This window comes from Streptomyces sp. NPDC002889, from assembly GCF_042888425.1.
In the GTDB taxonomy this organism is placed as follows: Bacteria; Actinomycetota; Actinomycetes; order Streptomycetales; family Streptomycetaceae; genus Streptomyces.
This window is the reverse complement of record NZ_JBIAPT010000010.1, coordinates 17,198-31,798: the sequence shown is the minus strand read 5'-3', so window position 1 is coordinate 31,798 and position 14,601 is coordinate 17,198. Positions and strand designations below refer to the sequence as shown.

The 14,601-nt window shown below is 69.0% G+C and carries 16 protein-coding genes and 1 pseudogene; 10 read left to right on the top strand and 7 right to left on the bottom strand.

Annotated elements, in window-relative coordinates; genetic code table 11:
* Positions 1–84 precede the first annotated feature (84 nt).
* From ACFYWI_RS16580 to ACFYWI_RS16565, 4 genes are all read left to right on the top strand, one after another.
* On the top strand, positions 85–501 hold the full coding sequence (locus ACFYWI_RS16580) for an SsgA family sporulation/cell division regulator (protein WP_389231903.1): 417 nt from the start codon (positions 85–87) through the stop codon (positions 499–501).
* Positions 502–856: 355 nt separating this feature from the next.
* Positions 857–2,497, top strand: coding sequence for an ABC-F family ATP-binding cassette domain-containing protein (locus ACFYWI_RS16575; protein ID WP_389231900.1), 1,641 nt, complete (start codon positions 857–859; stop codon positions 2,495–2,497).
* 537 nt (positions 2,498–3,034) lie between these two features.
* On the top strand, positions 3,035–3,811 hold the full coding sequence (gene ddaH / locus ACFYWI_RS16570; protein WP_389231897.1) for a dimethylargininase: 777 nt from the start codon (positions 3,035–3,037) through the stop codon (positions 3,809–3,811).
* A 115-nt stretch (positions 3,812–3,926) separates the two neighbouring features.
* Positions 3,927–4,901, top strand: a complete 975-nt coding sequence (locus ACFYWI_RS16565; RefSeq protein WP_389231893.1) for an acyl-ACP desaturase — start codon at positions 3,927–3,929, stop codon at positions 4,899–4,901.
* 15 nt (positions 4,902–4,916) lie between these two features.
* On the opposite strand, the gene ACFYWI_RS16560 is transcribed toward ACFYWI_RS16565, so the two are convergent.
* The gene (locus ACFYWI_RS16560) at positions 4,917–6,278 is read right to left on the bottom strand and encodes an SDR family NAD(P)-dependent oxidoreductase (RefSeq protein ID WP_389231890.1); all 1,362 of its coding nucleotides are present in this window, start codon (positions 6,276–6,278) and stop codon (positions 4,917–4,919) included.
* Positions 6,279–6,406: 128 nt separating this feature from the next.
* Between ACFYWI_RS16560 and ACFYWI_RS16555 the strand changes: the two genes are divergently transcribed.
* Genes ACFYWI_RS16555 through ACFYWI_RS16540 form a run of 4 tightly spaced genes read left to right on the top strand, consistent with a single transcriptional unit; the run spans position 6,407 to position 9,248 of the window.
* Complete coding sequence (locus ACFYWI_RS16555) at positions 6,407–6,709, top strand: hypothetical protein (protein WP_389231887.1); 303 nt, start codon at positions 6,407–6,409, stop codon at positions 6,707–6,709.
* On the top strand, positions 6,702–7,937 hold the full coding sequence (locus tag ACFYWI_RS16550; protein ID WP_389231884.1) for a putative T7SS-secreted protein: 1,236 nt from the start codon (positions 6,702–6,704) through the stop codon (positions 7,935–7,937). Before ACFYWI_RS16555 ends, ACFYWI_RS16550 begins: the two co-directional genes overlap by 8 nt.
* A 22-nt stretch (positions 7,938–7,959) precedes the next feature.
* Complete coding sequence (locus ACFYWI_RS16545) at positions 7,960–8,646, top strand: hypothetical protein (RefSeq protein ID WP_389231881.1); 687 nt, start codon at positions 7,960–7,962, stop codon at positions 8,644–8,646.
* On the top strand, positions 8,643–9,248 hold the full coding sequence (locus ACFYWI_RS16540; protein ID WP_389231878.1) for a hypothetical protein: 606 nt from the start codon (positions 8,643–8,645) through the stop codon (positions 9,246–9,248). The genes ACFYWI_RS16545 and ACFYWI_RS16540 overlap by 4 nt, the downstream gene beginning before the upstream one ends.
* Before the next feature lie 6 nt (positions 9,249–9,254).
* Here the strand turns inward: ACFYWI_RS16540 and ACFYWI_RS16535 are convergent, their stop codons facing one another.
* The 4 genes and pseudogenes from ACFYWI_RS16535 to ACFYWI_RS16520 all read right to left on the bottom strand — a co-directional run bounded on the left by ACFYWI_RS16535 (position 9,255) and on the right by ACFYWI_RS16520 (position 11,516).
* Positions 9,255–9,509 carry a WhiB family transcriptional regulator gene (locus tag ACFYWI_RS16535; RefSeq protein ID WP_389231875.1) on the bottom strand — a complete coding sequence of 85 codons (255 nt, stop codon included), beginning with the start codon at positions 9,507–9,509 and terminating at the stop codon, positions 9,255–9,257.
* A 61-nt stretch (positions 9,510–9,570) separates the two neighbouring features.
* Positions 9,571–10,371 carry a VOC family protein gene (locus ACFYWI_RS16530; RefSeq protein ID WP_389231872.1) on the bottom strand — a complete coding sequence of 267 codons (801 nt, stop codon included), beginning with the start codon at positions 10,369–10,371 and terminating at the stop codon, positions 9,571–9,573.
* Between the two features lie 179 nt (positions 10,372–10,550).
* Positions 10,551–10,753, bottom strand: a pseudogene (locus tag ACFYWI_RS16525) (cation transporter); the annotation flags it as partial.
* 274 nt (positions 10,754–11,027) lie between these two features.
* Positions 11,028–11,516 carry an ATP-binding protein gene (locus ACFYWI_RS16520; protein WP_389231869.1) on the bottom strand — a complete coding sequence of 163 codons (489 nt, stop codon included), beginning with the start codon at positions 11,514–11,516 and terminating at the stop codon, positions 11,028–11,030.
* A gap of 111 nt (positions 11,517–11,627) precedes the next feature.
* Here ACFYWI_RS16520 and ACFYWI_RS16515 point away from each other — a divergent pair, with 111 nt between their 5' ends.
* On the top strand, positions 11,628–12,308 hold the full coding sequence (locus ACFYWI_RS16515; RefSeq protein ID WP_389231866.1) for a TetR/AcrR family transcriptional regulator: 681 nt from the start codon (positions 11,628–11,630) through the stop codon (positions 12,306–12,308).
* Positions 12,309–12,348: 40 nt separating this feature from the next.
* Here the strand turns inward: ACFYWI_RS16515 and ACFYWI_RS16510 are convergent, their stop codons facing one another.
* Positions 12,349–12,882, bottom strand: coding sequence for a hypothetical protein (locus ACFYWI_RS16510; protein ID WP_389231863.1), 534 nt, complete (start codon positions 12,880–12,882; stop codon positions 12,349–12,351).
* 150 nt (positions 12,883–13,032) lie between these two features.
* Here ACFYWI_RS16510 and ACFYWI_RS16505 point away from each other — a divergent pair, with 150 nt between their 5' ends.
* Positions 13,033–13,458 (top strand): carboxymuconolactone decarboxylase family protein, encoded by a 426-nt coding sequence (locus tag ACFYWI_RS16505; protein WP_389231860.1) that lies wholly within the window; start codon positions 13,033–13,035, stop codon positions 13,456–13,458.
* 32 nt (positions 13,459–13,490) lie between these two features.
* On the opposite strand, the gene ACFYWI_RS16500 is transcribed toward ACFYWI_RS16505, so the two are convergent.
* Positions 13,491–14,513, bottom strand: a complete 1,023-nt coding sequence (locus ACFYWI_RS16500; protein ID WP_389231857.1) for a multicopper oxidase domain-containing protein — start codon at positions 14,511–14,513, stop codon at positions 13,491–13,493.
* Positions 14,514–14,601: the final 88 nt, after the last annotated feature.

The window sequence follows — 14,601 nt, the reverse complement described above, 5'->3', positions numbered from 1 at the left end:
CCGATGCACGAAACCGCTGGTTCCTCCGTCTACTCCGGTGTCAAGGAGCCGACAGCGAGCCGCGCATTTTTGAGGAGCAGTGCCTTGTCCACCGTCATCGAGCAGGCAGTTCAGGCCCGCCTGGTCGCCTCGGCACCCCTGATGGAGTCCATTCCGTCGACCTTGCGCTACGACCGCGAGGACCCGTTCGCGGTGCGACTGGACTTCCCGGCGCCCGCCACGCTCGAGGGCGAGGACATCTCATGGGCGTTCTCCCGTGAGCTGCTGGCCGCGGGCGTCCATGAGGCGGCCGGTGTGGGGGACGTACGGATCCGGCCGTACGGCTACGACCGTACGGTGCTGGAGTTCCACGCCCCCGAAGGGATGGCGATGGTGCACATACGCACCGGCGAACTGCGCCGTTTCCTCAGGCGCGTGCAGGAACTGGTCCCCTGCGGGCACGAGCATCTGTATCTGAACCTCGACCACGATCTGACCGAGCTGCTGCGCGACGCCATCTGATCCCGGCGTCCCGGCTCGTGGCGGGCCGGGGGCGGGCAGCCGGTGGCGGGCGGGCATCACTACGGAGGGCCGCCCGGCCCCGCCTGATAATCCGTTGACACTCCCCCGCCCCTGTTCCTACCGTGAATCACGGTTCTGTTGTCGTCGATCGGAGTAGGACGTTGCTCGTCTGAGGTCCTGAGACACCGTGCGGCACGGCTTCTGCCCGTGCGCACCGCGTGCGACCTCGGCGCATCCGCTGTCCTCTGCCCGACCGGGACCGTTCTTCCCTCTCTTCGCTTCCGGCCGACCATCGCCCGCGCTGTCGGTGTCTCCACCCGTTGCCCATCCCTTTCCACGCAACCGGGAGACCCCTATGTCTACCTTCCCCACCCACATCACCTGCTCCTCCCTCAGCTTCACCTGGCCGGACGGCACCAGCGTCTTCGACAGCTTCCACCTGGCGGTCGGGCCGGGCCGGACCGGGCTCATCGGCCGCAACGGGTCCGGAAAGTCCACCCTGTTGAAGCTGATGGCCGCCGAGCTCGCGCCGACCGGAGGAGCCGTGCGCGCGATCGGCGAGATCGGCTATCTTCCGCAGAACCTGGTGCTCGACACCGCCCTGCGCGTGGACGACGCCCTCGGTATCGCGACGACCCGCGCCGCGCTGCACGCCATCGAGGCGGGCGATCCGAGCGAGCAGCACTTCACGGCCGTCGGCGACGACTGGGACGTGGAGGAACGGGCGCACGCCACCCTCGATCAGCTGGGCCTCGGGCACATCGGGCTCGACCGCACGATCGGCGAGCTCTCCGGCGGCGAGGGCGTGCTGCTCCGGCTGGCCGCCCTGCTGCTCGCCCGGCCCGCGGTGCTGCTGCTCGACGAGCCGACCAACAACCTTGATCTGTACGCCCGTCGGCGACTCTACGACGCGGTGGCGGGCTGGTCCGGGGTGATGGTCGTGGTGAGTCACGATCGTCAACTGCTGCAACTGGTCGACCAGATCGCCGATCTGCATGACGGAGAAGTGAGTTGGTACGGAGGCAACTTCTCCGCGTACGAGCAGGCGGTCGCCGTCGAGCAGGAGGCAGCGGAGCGCATGGTGCGCGTCGCCGAGGCCGATGTACAGCGTCAGAAGCGTGAACTGGCGGATGCCCAGGTCAAGTTGGCCCGTCGCAAGCGGTACGGCCAGAAGATGTGGGACTCGAAGCGGGAACCGAAGATCGTGATGGGCGCCCGCAAACGTGCCGCCCAGGAATCCGCGGGCAAACACCGCATCATGCACACGGAGAAGCTCGCCGAGGCGAAGGAGCGCCTCGACGAGGCCGTGGACGCGGTACGCGACGACGACGAGATCCGTGTCGAGCTGCCGTTCACCAAGGTCCATCCGGGCCGCGGTGTGTTGCGGCTGAGCGAACTGCGACTGCTCCACGGGGCCGAAGTGCGGGGCGAGTTGGAGGTACGCGGCCCCGAACGCATCGCGCTCGTCGGCCGCAACGGCTCGGGCAAGACGACCCTGCTGCGGACGATCGCCGGCGAGCTGGAGCCGCTCGCGGGCGACGCGGTGGCCGAGGTGCCGCTGCGCTTTCTGCCGCAGCGGCTCGATGTGCTCGACGACGAGCTGAGCGTGGCGCAGAACGTGGCACGGTTCGCCCCCGAGGCCACGGACAACCGGATCAGGGCGCGACTCGCGCACTTCCTGTTCCGGGGCGCGCGGGCCGACCAGCCGGCCGGCACCCTGTCGGGCGGCGAGCGGTTCCGCGCGGCACTGGCGGCGCTGCTCCTCGCCGAACCGGCGCCCCAGCTGCTGATGCTCGACGAGCCGACGAACAACCTGGACATGCCGAGCGTACGCAGGCTGACGGCGGCACTGGAGTCCTACGAGGGTGCGCTGATCGTGGCGAGCCACGATGTGACCTTCCTGGAGTCGATCGGCATCACACGCTGGCTGCAACTGGACGGCGAACTGCTCCCGACGACGGAGGAGGCGGTGCGGGAGACGATGCGGGCGAGGTGACCGCCGGAGCCGCCTGCCGCGGGAGACGGGGCGCGGCGGGCATGACGCAGGCGTGCGGGGCGGACCGACAAAACGGCACCGGGGGGTGCAGGCGGAACTCGGACCGTGTGGGCAGCCTGGATCGTTCGGGTCTCCGGCGACCGCGGGGCGGACTCTGACCCTCGAGGGCCTGCGTCGACCCCCGGGCGGGGGCGGACGCGCGCACGGGCGGCGTCGCCGTCCCCGGGCGGGGGCGGACGCGCGCACAGGCGGGACACGGACGGCAGGCGAGGCCGCGATCCGCCCGGTCCCCGGCGCACGGCGGGGCGCGGCCCGACGAGGAAGTCCACCCGAGGATCGGGCGGCACGGGCGTCGCCACGCCCATCGGGCGAGCCCGGGCTCCGGCGACGCAGGGCGGGGGCGGGCAGGCGCTGCGGCCCCCGCCGGCCCCGCCGGGCCGGGCAGCCGCGGGATGGGGATACGCAGGGGATTCCCTCGCTCCCGGCCGCGGGTCATGATGGGCGCGCCCGGCTCCCGAGACACCAGGAGAACCACCCGTGCCCAGCCAGAAAGCGCTGATCCGCCGCCCCAGCCCGCGTCTCGCCGAAGGGCTGGTCACCCATGTAGAGCGCCGCCCCGTCGACCCCGAGCTGGCGCTGGCCCAGTGGGAGACCTACGCCGAGACACTGCGCGAGCACGGCTGGGAGACCGTCGAGACCGCGCCGGCCGACGACTGCCCGGACGGGGTCTTCGTCGAGGACACGGTCGTGATGTTCCGCAATGTCGCTCTGATCGCCCGTCCCGGCGCCGAGTCGCGCAGGCCGGAGACCTCCGCCGTCGAGGAGACACTGGCGCGGCTGGGCTGCTCGGTGAACTGGGTGTGGGGACCAGGCACCCTGGACGGCGGGGACGTCCTCAAGGTCGGCGACACGGTCTACGTCGGCCGGGGAGGTCGTACCAACGCCGACGGTGTGCAGCAGCTGCGCGCCGCCTTCGAGCCGCTCGGCGCGCGCGTGGTGGCCGTTCCGGTGAGCAAGGTGCTGCATCTGAAGTCGGCCGTCACGGCACTGCCGGACTCGACGATCATCGGCTACCCGCCGCTGGTCGACACCCCGTCCGTCTTTCCGCGCCATCTGCCGGTCCCCGAGGAGTCGGGTGCGCACGTGGTGCTCCTCGGCGGCGGGAAGCTGCTGATGGCGGCCAGCGCGCCGAAGACGGCCGAGCTGTTCACGGACCTCGGCTACGAGCCCGTTCCGGTCGACATCAGCGAGTTCGAAAAGCTCGAAGGATGCGTGACGTGTCTCTCGGTGCGGCTCCGTGACCTGTACGCATAACCAAACGTAAGCGGACATCATGGGCACGGGCTTGGCGAGTGGCTCACGACCTGCTTAACCTACGGCTTCGTAACCTACGAATCCGTAAGTAAGTCTCCCGCCCCCAGGAGTACCAGTGACGATCGCCTCCGCCCACCTCGGCAGCTCGGAAGCGTGGACCGACGCCCGGCTGCTGTACGCGCTGGAAGAGGTGGTGGAGAAGGAGCTCAACCGCCATCTCAAGGTCGCCAAGGACTGGATGCCGCACGAGTACGTGCCCTTCTCCGACGGCCGCAACTTCCCCGGCCTCTTCGAAGACGGCCAGGCCTGGGAGCCCGGGCAGTCCAAGGTCACCGACATCGGCAAGATCGCCCTCGTGGTCAACCTGCTGACCGAGGACAACCTCCCCAGCTACCACCACGAGATCGCCTCACTCTTCGGCCGGGACGGCGCATGGGGCACCTGGGTGCACCGCTGGACCGCGGAAGAGGGCCGGCACGGCATCGTGATGCGCGACTACCTGCTCACCTCGCGTGCGGTCGACCCGGACAAGCTGGAGCAGTTCCGCATGGCACACATGGCGGAGGGCTTCGAGTCCGACAACCGCCACTCGATGCTGCACTCGGTCGCGTACGTGGCCTTCCAGGAGCTCGCCACACGCGTCTCGCACCGCAACACGGGCCATCAGTCGGGCGACCCCGTCTGCGACCGGATGCTGGCGCGGATCGCGACCGACGAGAACCTGCACATGGTCTTCTACCGCAATCTGCTGGGCGCGGCCTTCGAGCTCGCCCCCGACCTGACGATGCAGGCCGTGCGCGACGTCGTCGTGAACTTCCGGATGCCCGGACACGGTATGCCGGGCTTCGAGCGGGCGGCCGCGCAGATGGCGATCGGCGAGATCTACAACATGCGCATCCACCACGACGACGTGCTGCAGCCGGTGCTGCGCTTCCTCAAGGTCATGGACATCGACGGTCTCGGCCCCGAGGGGCAGAAGGCCCAGGACGAGCTCGGGCTGTACATGGGCGGGCTGGACTCCGAGGCGCTCAAGTTCGACGAGAAGCTCGCGGCCCGCAAGGCCAGGATGGCGGCGCGCGCCGGCGGCTGAGTCGGTCACCGCGCCTTACCAGTCGGCCTCGCGGTAGTCCTTGAGAAAGACACCCGCGACCGGTGCGCCCGCCTCGCCCCGCACGATCGGGTCGTAGATGCGGGCCGCGCCGTCGACGATGTCCAGGGGCGTACGCACCCCGGCGGCGGCGATCCGTGCCTTGCGCGGAGCCGGGTTCTCGTCGGTGATCCAACCGGTGTCGACGCTGCACATGTGCACCCCCTCGCGGGCCAGCTGCTGCGCGCTCGTGCGGGTGAGCATGTTCAGCGCGGCCTTCGCCATATTGGTGTGCGGGTGCCCGGACGTCTTCCTGCGTACGGCGAACCGGCCCTCGACGGCCGTGACATTGACGATGTAGCGACGCGGCCTGGGCGAGGCGAGCAGCAGTGGCAGCAGCCGGTCGGCCAGCAGCGCGGGCGCGAGGGCGTTGACGAGTTGCGTCTCCAGCAGCTCGGGGGGGTCGAGGGAGCCGAGCTGTGCCGACCAGGAGTTGTCGGCCGAGGGGTCGGGCAGCAGCCCGGCCTCGTCCACCTCATCCCCCATGTCGCCGAGTACGAGGGCGAGCGCGCCGGCCGTTCCCCCGATCGCGGTCATCGGCGCGAAACCGGGCGCGCTGAGCACGCCCGGGGCCGGCGCGCCGCTCTCACCGGCGGCGAGCAGGGCATACGACTGCGGAGGCCGCCGCACCGTCTGGGCGGCATTGTTGACCAGGATGTCCAGCGGTAGGCCGTCCGCGCGCAGCTGCTCGCACAGACCGAGCACCTGTCGCGGGTCACGCAGGTCGACGGCGACGACGGTGAGCCGCTCCAGCCATTGCTCACTGCCGGTCGCCGCCCGGAACCGGCGCAGGGTGTCGTCGGGGAATCGGCTCGTCACAAGGAGCTCGGCTCCGTCGCGGAGCATCATCAGTGCCAGCTGGAAGCCGATCTTCACCCGGCCGCCGGTGAGCAGCACGCGCCGACCGGTGAGATCGGTGGACAGAGAGCGACGTGCGGCGTTCTCGGCGGCGCAGGGCGGGCAGAGCCGGTGGTAGAAACTGTCGACCTGTCGGTAGAACTCCTTGCAGACATAGCAATGCCGGGATCGCGCGTAGTGACCAACGGCCCGGCCCGCCTTCGAGTCCGTCCTCACGGCCTCGAGCGGGGCGTCCTCACGCCGGTCGAGTGCTCCCGTCACGGTGCCGGCCGCCAGGGCCGCATCGGACTCGGAGCGGGCTCGCCTGATCGCCTTGCGGCGAAGGTTGCGGCTGTCGCGCGCGAAGGCGGCGGCGATCTCCTCGCCCCGCATCCGCACAGGACTCTCGATCGGCAGAGCGCGCAGCCTGCGCACCAGCCGGTCGAATGCCTCGAGCTCGTCGTTCGTGACCTGGTCGTTCATCCGTCGCCCCCCGCTGACTGCGGCGATCCTAACGACCGACCGTCAACGTGAGCATCCGGATATCCCACCACCCGTGCGGGGTACGGCATTTATCCGTTTCGGTCGATGATCTGCCAAGGTGGTCGGCCATGGATCACGATCTTCGGGTGGACATGAGTCAACTCGGCCGCTTCTCCCGTGAGCTGGGCCGCTCGCTGACCTCGCTGGCCGAGGCGAGACGAGCCCTGGAGCACGTCCGCGCCGACCAGCTCGGCACGAAGGAACTCGACGAGGCGTGCGACGGCTTCCAGGACCGCTGGAAGTACGGCGCGGAACAACTGGGTGCGCGGATCAAGAGCGTGCACGACGGGGTGAAGGCCAGCCACCACGGCTATGTGGAGGTCAACACGGCGATCGCGGCGGCGTTCCAGGCGGTGAAGGTGCGTGCCTGAGTATCCGCATCTGGGCTGGGACCCGGTGCCGGGCAGCCCCTCGGCGATCGACGCACTCCAGAAGAAGCTCACCACCTCGGCGACAGCCCTGGGCACGGCGCACCAATTGGTCGAGCAACTCCTGGGCGAGAGCACGCACTGGCACGGCGAGGCGGCGACGGCGTTCCGGAACTCGCTGGACGGCGACCTGCCGCGGTACCTGAAGAACGCCCATCGCTCGATCTCCAAGGCGGCCGCCCAACTGCGCACCTGGCACGACGACCTGGTGAGCTACCAGGCGACCGCCAGGCGCTACGACTCCCGCGCCCAACTCGACGCGGCAGCCCTGTCCCGCGCCGAATCCCACCACGAGTCGGTCCGCGGCACGCCTGACCTGCCCCCCTCCGAGCTCTCCGCGGCGGCCGATGCGGTCACGAAGGCCCGGGACGCCCTGGCCTCGGTCCGCACCCAGGCACGCGAGCTGGAGGAGACGCACCGGGCCGAGGCGTCGAGGATCGCGCAGGCGCTGAACGAGGCGACGGACAAACTGGCACCGCGGGAGCCGGGGGCGCTGGACAAGTTCCTGAAGTGGATCGACGAGGACCTGGGGGACGCCTTGTCGGACGTCTCCGCCATCGCAGGCTTCCTGGCCGTGGCCATCGGACCGTTCTTCCCGCCGGCCGGCCTCGTCCTGATGCTGGTCGCGACGGGTGCCAGCATCGGCGCCCTCACACTTCATCTGGCTGACTCGAAGATGCGCACGTCTCTCAAGGACGGCTTCACCAAAGGGGAGTTCGACGCCGATTTCTGGGACAGTGCGGTCACATTGACCGGCGATACTCTCGGTTCCGTCCCTGGGGTGGCGGCAATCGCCCACGGGGCGAAGTCTGCATCGGCCGCTGCCCATGTGGCCGGCGCCGTGGCGGACCCGGGATCCATTGCTGCCCTGCGGGCCGGCTCGCAAGGCTTCGCCAGTGGGGCCTGGAACGCGACAGACGAGCTGCGCCAGGTGGAGAACCCGCTCACCGAGTGGGCGCTGCAGAGCACGCCGCGGTATGTGAGGGAGGGTGTCACGTGCACCTTCGCCGGGGCCGGTGCAGGGGCTGCAATCACTCACTACCCGCCCTTCGATGACGACGAGTCTCTTGCCCACACCGCTACGGGAGTCGACGGCACGCGGGCCGTGCTTGACGACGGGCCCAGCGCTGCCGCCAAAGCCGCCCACGCATGGGCATCCCTTGCACGCTAGTCACGACCGATGAGGCGCCTTCATGCCAACCGCAACCGACACCTCCGCGCCCCCACTCTGGTTCCGCCTACCACCGGGCTACTACGACCTAGCCGCCTTCGACACTGCAGACTTCGACATGGTCGCCGGGGTCGTCCTGCCCTCAATCCTGGGCACCGAGGAGGCTGTTGAACGCTCGATGAACGAACTCGGCGTAGCCGTCAGCCTTCTCGTAGCGATGCGCGATCAAGCCGATGCCCATACATCGATCGGTCTGCATCCAGACGGGAATGACGGAGCGTCCATCTCGCTCTTTTCGCTGTCCGTGACCCGGATTGAGCCACGTACCCCCGCGTTGGCTGCCGCGCAGACCGCACTTTCAATTACCGACTCGCCCACCTGGAGCACGAATACCGTCAAGCAGGTAGAACTGCCTATTGGAATGCCTGCCGTTCTGATTTCCGGTCTCCTGGCAGCGCCACCGACTGACCTGCTCGAACATGCCGAAATCGACGCGCCGCCTTGCGAGGTGTTCCAGGCACGGCTAGCTGTGCCGTTCCCGACAGGGGGACATATCGCCGTGGCCGATCTCACCAGCGCGGCCACGCGCCACTCAGAGTCCTACACAACCATTCTCGAATGCATCGCTCAGACGATGGCGTTTAGTCCACCTGCGCCGTTGGCCGTGCCGAGCCGACGCCCCTCCCGCCTCTTGGAGCTGTTCCAATGACGCCACCGACGTCCGCGTTGCCGCTGGCCAAAGCCGCGCTCGATCATCCGCCCACCGCGACCGGCCAGCGCCGCCTTGTGCTCAAGCGTCGAGCGTGGCTGGTCGGCGTACTGCTCCTGGGCGTGGGATGTGCTCGTATGGCAACTGCCGGGCCTCCCTCGAAAATGGCCGGGTTCATCATCATCTGCGTCCTCTTCTACCCACTGACCTTGGTCGTCACATTCCTCGCCCTGCGCCGTACCCGCCGCAACGCCGCCATCCTCAAGACCTACCCCTGGCGTGCCTACCCCTGCGAGTACCCCCACCGCTCGGTCGAGAGCCCCAAGGTGATCATGATCAAGTTCACCGACGACCACGCCCCCATCCTGCGGTTCACGCCGTTCTCCGTGTACCTCAAGGAGAAGCAGAACCCGCAGCCCGAGATGATCTGGTTCGCCGGTGACATCCGGTACGGCGGGGTCGTGTCGCCCGTCGGTGGGCACTTCCCCGTGCGCGTCGTTCCCGACGCGCCCAGGGAAGCCGTACCGGACGGGACGCTTGCGGAGGACGAGCTCGCCGAGCGGGCCGAGTTGGTCAAGGGCGGCAAGGTGCGGACCACCTAGGCTCACCTAACGCGCCGCGTTCTCCGCGCGCTTGAGCTGGTGGCGCTCCTTCTCCGAGAGGCCTCCCCAGACGCCGAACCTCTCGTCATGCTCGAGCGCGTACTCCAGGCACGCCACGCGGCCCTCGCACGCCCCGCACAGCTGCTTGGCCTCGCGGGTGGAGGAGCCGGGGGCCGGGAAGAAGAACTCCGGCCCTGCCTGGGCGCACAACGCGGTCTCCTGCCAGGAGAGTTCTTCGTCGGTGATGGTGTTGGTCAGCATGCAGGACACGTTGCCTCGCGGCAATAAACGCCGAGTAAATGAGGCATCAACGCCCCCGGGGTCACGCAGCCTGCGGCTCGATCCCCTGCATGATCGCGAACTTGGCGCCCGCCGGGTCCGCCAGTTTGGCGAAGCGGCCGACGCCCTCCATGTCGATGGGCTCCATCCGGACCGTCGCGCCGAGTTCCCTGGCCTTGGCGACCGTGGCGTCGCAGTCGGTGACCGTGAAGTACGGCAGCCAGTACGGGTCGCCCTGCGCCTCCAGCGGGTCGGCGGCCTGCGGGACCACGCCGCCGAACATGGCCTCCTCGCCCGCTCCGGCCGGGTTCACCATGGTGTACGTGCCGCTGCCGTCCGGCAGCGGCATGGTGGAGGTCTCCCAGCCGTAGACGGCCGAGTAGTGGGCGAGGGCGGCGTCCGGCACCGGGGTGTAGAGCTCCAGCCAGGCCAGGGAGCCGGGATCGTTGACGCTGTCGAGGCCCTTGTTCTTGCCGGGCTGCCAGCTGGCGTAGGCCGCTCCGGCCGGGTCGGCGAAGATCGCCATGCGGCCCAGGTCGAAGACGTCCATCGGCTCGACCACGACGCGGCCGCCGTTCGCCTCGACCGCCTTGGCCGTGGCCTCGGCGTCCGGTGACTGGAAGTAGACGTTCCACGCCGGAGGGCCCTGTTCCGGGGGGACGGTCATACCGCCCGCGGCGGTCTTTCCCCCCAGCTGGAACATGCCGTAGCCGCCCGCCTCGGGCCCGGCCGACTGGAACTGCCAGCCGAAAACGCCGTTGTAGAAGGTGTTCGCGGCGTCGATGTCGGGCGTGCCCAGGTCGATCCAGTTCGGGGTGCCGGTGACATACGGGGTGGTGAGCATGGTCCACTCCTTTGCGGGATTCCCCCGGCCTGACGGTCCCGAGTCTCCTACCGATCCGGGACCGGCGCACCCAGAACGCCGACTCGGCGAGGTTGGCGCCACCACCGCCGTCTTCCCTGCCGATGTCGCCATGCGCGGCTTCCTGCGCACCCAGGGCCGCGAGCAGGACTTCGCCGAGCCGCGGCGGCGGAGGAGACCTCGATGACGGAGTCCAGACCGATGCCGATCAACGCGGTGGAGGAGGCGGGGTACCGGCGGTCAGAGCGGCGACGGCGTCGACGATGTTGCAGGTGATGGCGGCGACCAGCAGGCGCGGCGACGAGGGCGCTTCATGCGTGCGAAGCCGCCCCGAAGGTCCGCGGAACGCCCTCTCGGCCAGGATCAGCGGGACATAGGGGCGGACGCCCGCCTATGACGGCCGGCAGCTGGGTGACGGTCGTGCGGCGGCGCCCGGACGGTTTACGGGTCAAGAACGGCGGGGCAGCACGGCATGAGCAACGGCCTTGCTGATCGCGGTACTCGCCGAGGCGACCGAGAGGACGGTCGTGCTCTTGAGGACCTCCTCCGGCACGCATCGGCGGAATCGAGCGGTGACGTTCCCCTACGGGAAATCGGTGGTGTGACGAAGCGCCTCGATTCGCGCGAGGGCGCCTCGGTCAGTGCCACCCTCCACCGAGGGAATCCGGCGCTTCCGGAAGTTCGAACCAGACTTCCTTGCCCCAGGGTGTGAGGTCGGCGCCCCATTTGCTCGCCATCAGGTCAACCAAATGCAGGCCGCGGCCGAATTCGTCGGTGGTCTGCGCCGAACGGAGCTGCGGCAGTTCCCGGCTGCCGTCGCGGACCTGGCAACAGATGACCTCGCGGCGGACCACGGTGAGGTGGACGGGACCGTACGCGTGAAGCAGCGCATTGCCGACCAGTTCGCTGACCAGGAGTTCGGCCGTGTCCGCAAGATGGTCCAGGCCCCAGTCGGCCAGGGTGCTGCACACCGCACTGCGGGCCTGACCGCAGGCGTCCGGAGCCCGCGGAAGCCGCCAGGGGCCGGCGACGGTCAGCTCCCGGTCGGGGGCGAAGCCCGGGGACGGGGCAGGGACAGGGCGCGTTGCGGCGGTCGCGGCGGGCCGTACGAGGTGAGTGTGGTGCATGAAAGCCTCCACAAGGCCCTGGCCGGTTCTCCAGTCAGGGAGTCGATCACAACCGCATTTACTGTGGAGTAAAACCGTAATCCGGATTTACGCTGAAGTAAAGTGGTGGACATGGCTGATCACCTGCCCGAGGCCGGCCCCGCGCCACAGCGTCAAGCGGTCCGTCGCCGCCCCCCTGCGGCACGCCCGACCGACGAGGAGATGCTGGACGCGGCCTCCGCGGTCTTCAGCGAGGCCGGATTCCACGCGGCGACAATGGACGTCGTCGCCGCACGCGCGAGATCCACCAAACCCACGCTGTACGCACACTTCGGCAGCAAGGAGGACCTGTTCGGCAAATGCGCCGACCTCGCAGCCGACACCTTGGCGAGCGCGCTCTTCGAGGCCTACGCAGCAGCGGCCGATCTCCCGCTCGAACAGCAGGTGCGCGCGGGCGTGGCCTCGTTCTTCGATTACGCGGACGTCCATCCGGCGAGATTCCGGCTGCTCTTCGGCGCGCACGCGACGGGGTCGGCGACCGAGGCCAGACAACGGCTGATGTCGGCCGCCACCCGGGAGATCACACGCCGGATCCGGTACTTCACCAAGCGCCACGGCCGTGGCACCTGGGGGACGAGTGCGGAGCTCTGCGCCTCCTACGTCGTCGGCCTGGTCGTCGAGGGCGCGCGGTACACGCTGGTCGCCGACTCGCTGGATCCGTCATCGGCCGCCGAGTTCACGACCCAGTTCGCCGTGGCGGCGCTCAGACACATCGACCCGCACCTCGCCGACGCGCTCGACGCACGCGAGTGAGCAGAGCGTGTCGGGGAGACCGGCGTCGGCGGGCGCCGGATCAGGAACCTTCGGGTACGCGACGGGCGCGGCGCCACGCCTCCTCGAACTCTTCCCGGCCGATCTCCATGGAGGCGTACCGCGGATCATGGAGATCGTAGGGCGGGTTGAACGGCCAGTCGTCGACGCCCGTCCTGACGCAGCCGCCGTCCGGCTCGATCTCGACCTGGCGCAGGCGTCGCCCGTCCGGTCCGATTTCCGTCAAGCAGACCGTTTCGTCGTCGTCCTCCCGCTCCCGCAGGTGCACGTGGTCCCGGCCCGCCAGAGCACCGAAACCAGGCTGATCGCGCTGGGCGTCCCGCTTCGCGCGAAGGTCGGACAACGGGTTGGGATCGGGCGCGTCGACACTCGTCTCCTCCAGGGACCAGGTCTGTGCACGCCGTACGGTCTCCGCGTCCGTGACCACCTCGACCTCGGCGCAGGCGAGGACGATCTCATGCTCGGACTGTGCCCACACCCACCACCACAGTCCGCCCATCCCGTAGTCATGAAGAACCAGATATCGCGTCTTCCCGACGCCGCCCACCGCGCTCACGGCCCGGAAGCCTACGTTGCCCGCACGCGAGCCGGCTTCCAGGGGTTGGCTTGAAGCGCACTCCACGTCCTACCGTCACTACCCAGTCGGCGAAGAGCCGCTGCGCACCGTTGTCGCCCCCATCCAGCCACAGGAAAGGGACCGCCGCCCATGAGCAGCACCGATTCGTCCTCAGCGAAGGCCCGCCAGGACCGGTTCGACCACGGTATGGAGGTGCTCACCCGCGTCGACGGGGAGGCCGGCCGGAGGGTCGTCGATTCGCTGGCCGACATCTCCCCCGAACTCGGCCACCAGATCGTCGCCTGGGCCTTCGGCGACATCTACGACCGGCCGGGCCTTGCTCCTCGCGACCGCCAGCTCGTCACTCTCGGCATGCTCACAGCTCTCGGCGGCTGCGAGCCCCAGCTCGAAGTCCACATCAACGCGGCTCTCAACGTCGGACTCACCCGGGAGGAGATCGTGGAGTCGCTGCTGCACTCGGCCGTCTACTGCGGCATGCCCAAGGCCCTCAACGCCACCTTCGTCGCCAAGAAGGTCTTCGGCGAGCGCGGACTTCTCCCTGTCTCCTCCCAGTAGGAGGTCAGTGCCACCGAGCCAGCACGCACACGCTAGTGGTGGTGCCCACCCGCGGGGCCGGACGCGACGGACGCTCCGGCATGAGCACCCGCGGCCGCCGGATGGTGCGGCTCGTATCCGGGGACCGTGCCGTCCGGCTTGGCCACGAAAAAGAGGCCGGCCATGCCCATGTCCGAATGGCTCTGGACGTGGCAGTGGTACATCCACGCGCCCGCGCCCACGTGTTCGCCCGCGATGATCTGGAAGCCGAAGGAGTCCGCCGGGCCGGTGATCTTGTTGTCGATCACCCGGCTGACGTCGTCGGGGCCCGAGAGCAGGCCCGTCCTGTTGTCCGCCCAGCGGTGACCGTGCATATGGAAGGTGTGGTAGTACTCACCGTGTGTGATCATGATGATCTCGACGCGATCGCCCACCGTCGCCTGGAAGTCGGGTGCCTCGGCAGCCGGCTTGTTGTTGATCGTCATGTCGTTGAAGACGATGGTGAACTGCTTGTCCGGGAGGATGTCGCCCTTCCTGCGCACGACCACGGGACCGTAGAGGCCCTTGCGGATGCCGCCCGTGCCGTGGTCGGTGCCCACCACATGGTCGTGGTAGTGCCAGTAGCCCGCGCTTCCCGGGCGGTAGGTGCCGTCGGCGCGCCTGCCCGGTGCATGGGTGCGCCAGGTGTACGTACGCGTGGCCCCCGGTTCGACATGGCTCCTGCTGAACCGTGTGCCGTCGTTGACGATGTCGTAGTCCACGCCGTGGGGGTGGAGGCTGACCGGGACGTCCATCAGATTCTCGAACTCGATGTGCAGGGTGTCGCCTTCGACCAGTTCGATCAGCGGGCCGGGGGTCGTCGCCTTGCCCTTCTCCAGGCCGTAGCCCATCCGACCGTCCGTCAGTTTCTCCGCGTACAGCGTGAGATGGCGTATCCGGCCTCCGGCAGGGGCAGTCTTCGGTGCGTCCACCGCGGGGGCAGCACGAGAGGACGAGGCCACGGACAACGATGTCATCCCTGTGGCCACCACCGCGCCACCCGTGAGCAGCCGCCGGTTGAAGCGCCGTCTGTCCATATCGAACTCCCCAGTCGCGTACGGAGATTGACGGGGCGCAGTTGACCCCGGGGACGGCCTCACGGTAGCCCGGTGATCTTCGTTTATC

Excerpts from the sequence above, each read along its gene's own strand:
- ACFYWI_RS16575 (WP_389231900.1), top strand. The coding sequence starts at position 857 with ATGTCTACCTTCCCCACCCACATCACCTGCTCCTCCCTCAGCTTCACC.
- ACFYWI_RS16560 (WP_389231890.1), bottom strand. The coding sequence starts at position 6,278 with ATGAACGACCAGGTCACGAACGACGAGCTCGAGGCATTCGACCGGCTG.
- ACFYWI_RS16555 (WP_389231887.1), top strand. The coding sequence starts at position 6,407 with ATGGATCACGATCTTCGGGTGGACATGAGTCAACTCGGCCGCTTCTCC.
- ACFYWI_RS16545 (WP_389231881.1), top strand. The coding sequence starts at position 7,960 with ATGCCAACCGCAACCGACACCTCCGCGCCCCCACTCTGGTTCCGCCTA.
- ACFYWI_RS16540 (WP_389231878.1), top strand. The coding sequence starts at position 8,643 with ATGACGCCACCGACGTCCGCGTTGCCGCTGGCCAAAGCCGCGCTCGAT.
- ACFYWI_RS16535 (WP_389231875.1), bottom strand. The coding sequence starts at position 9,509 with ATGCTGACCAACACCATCACCGACGAAGAACTCTCCTGGCAGGAGACC.
- ACFYWI_RS16530 (WP_389231872.1), bottom strand. The coding sequence starts at position 10,371 with ATGCTCACCACCCCGTATGTCACCGGCACCCCGAACTGGATCGACCTG.
- ACFYWI_RS16520 (WP_389231869.1), bottom strand. The coding sequence starts at position 11,516 with ATGCACCACACTCACCTCGTACGGCCCGCCGCGACCGCCGCAACGCGC.
- ACFYWI_RS16515 (WP_389231866.1), top strand. The coding sequence starts at position 11,628 with ATGGCTGATCACCTGCCCGAGGCCGGCCCCGCGCCACAGCGTCAAGCG.
- ACFYWI_RS16505 (WP_389231860.1), top strand. The coding sequence starts at position 13,033 with ATGAGCAGCACCGATTCGTCCTCAGCGAAGGCCCGCCAGGACCGGTTC.
- ACFYWI_RS16500 (WP_389231857.1), bottom strand. The coding sequence starts at position 14,513 with ATGGACAGACGGCGCTTCAACCGGCGGCTGCTCACGGGTGGCGCGGTG.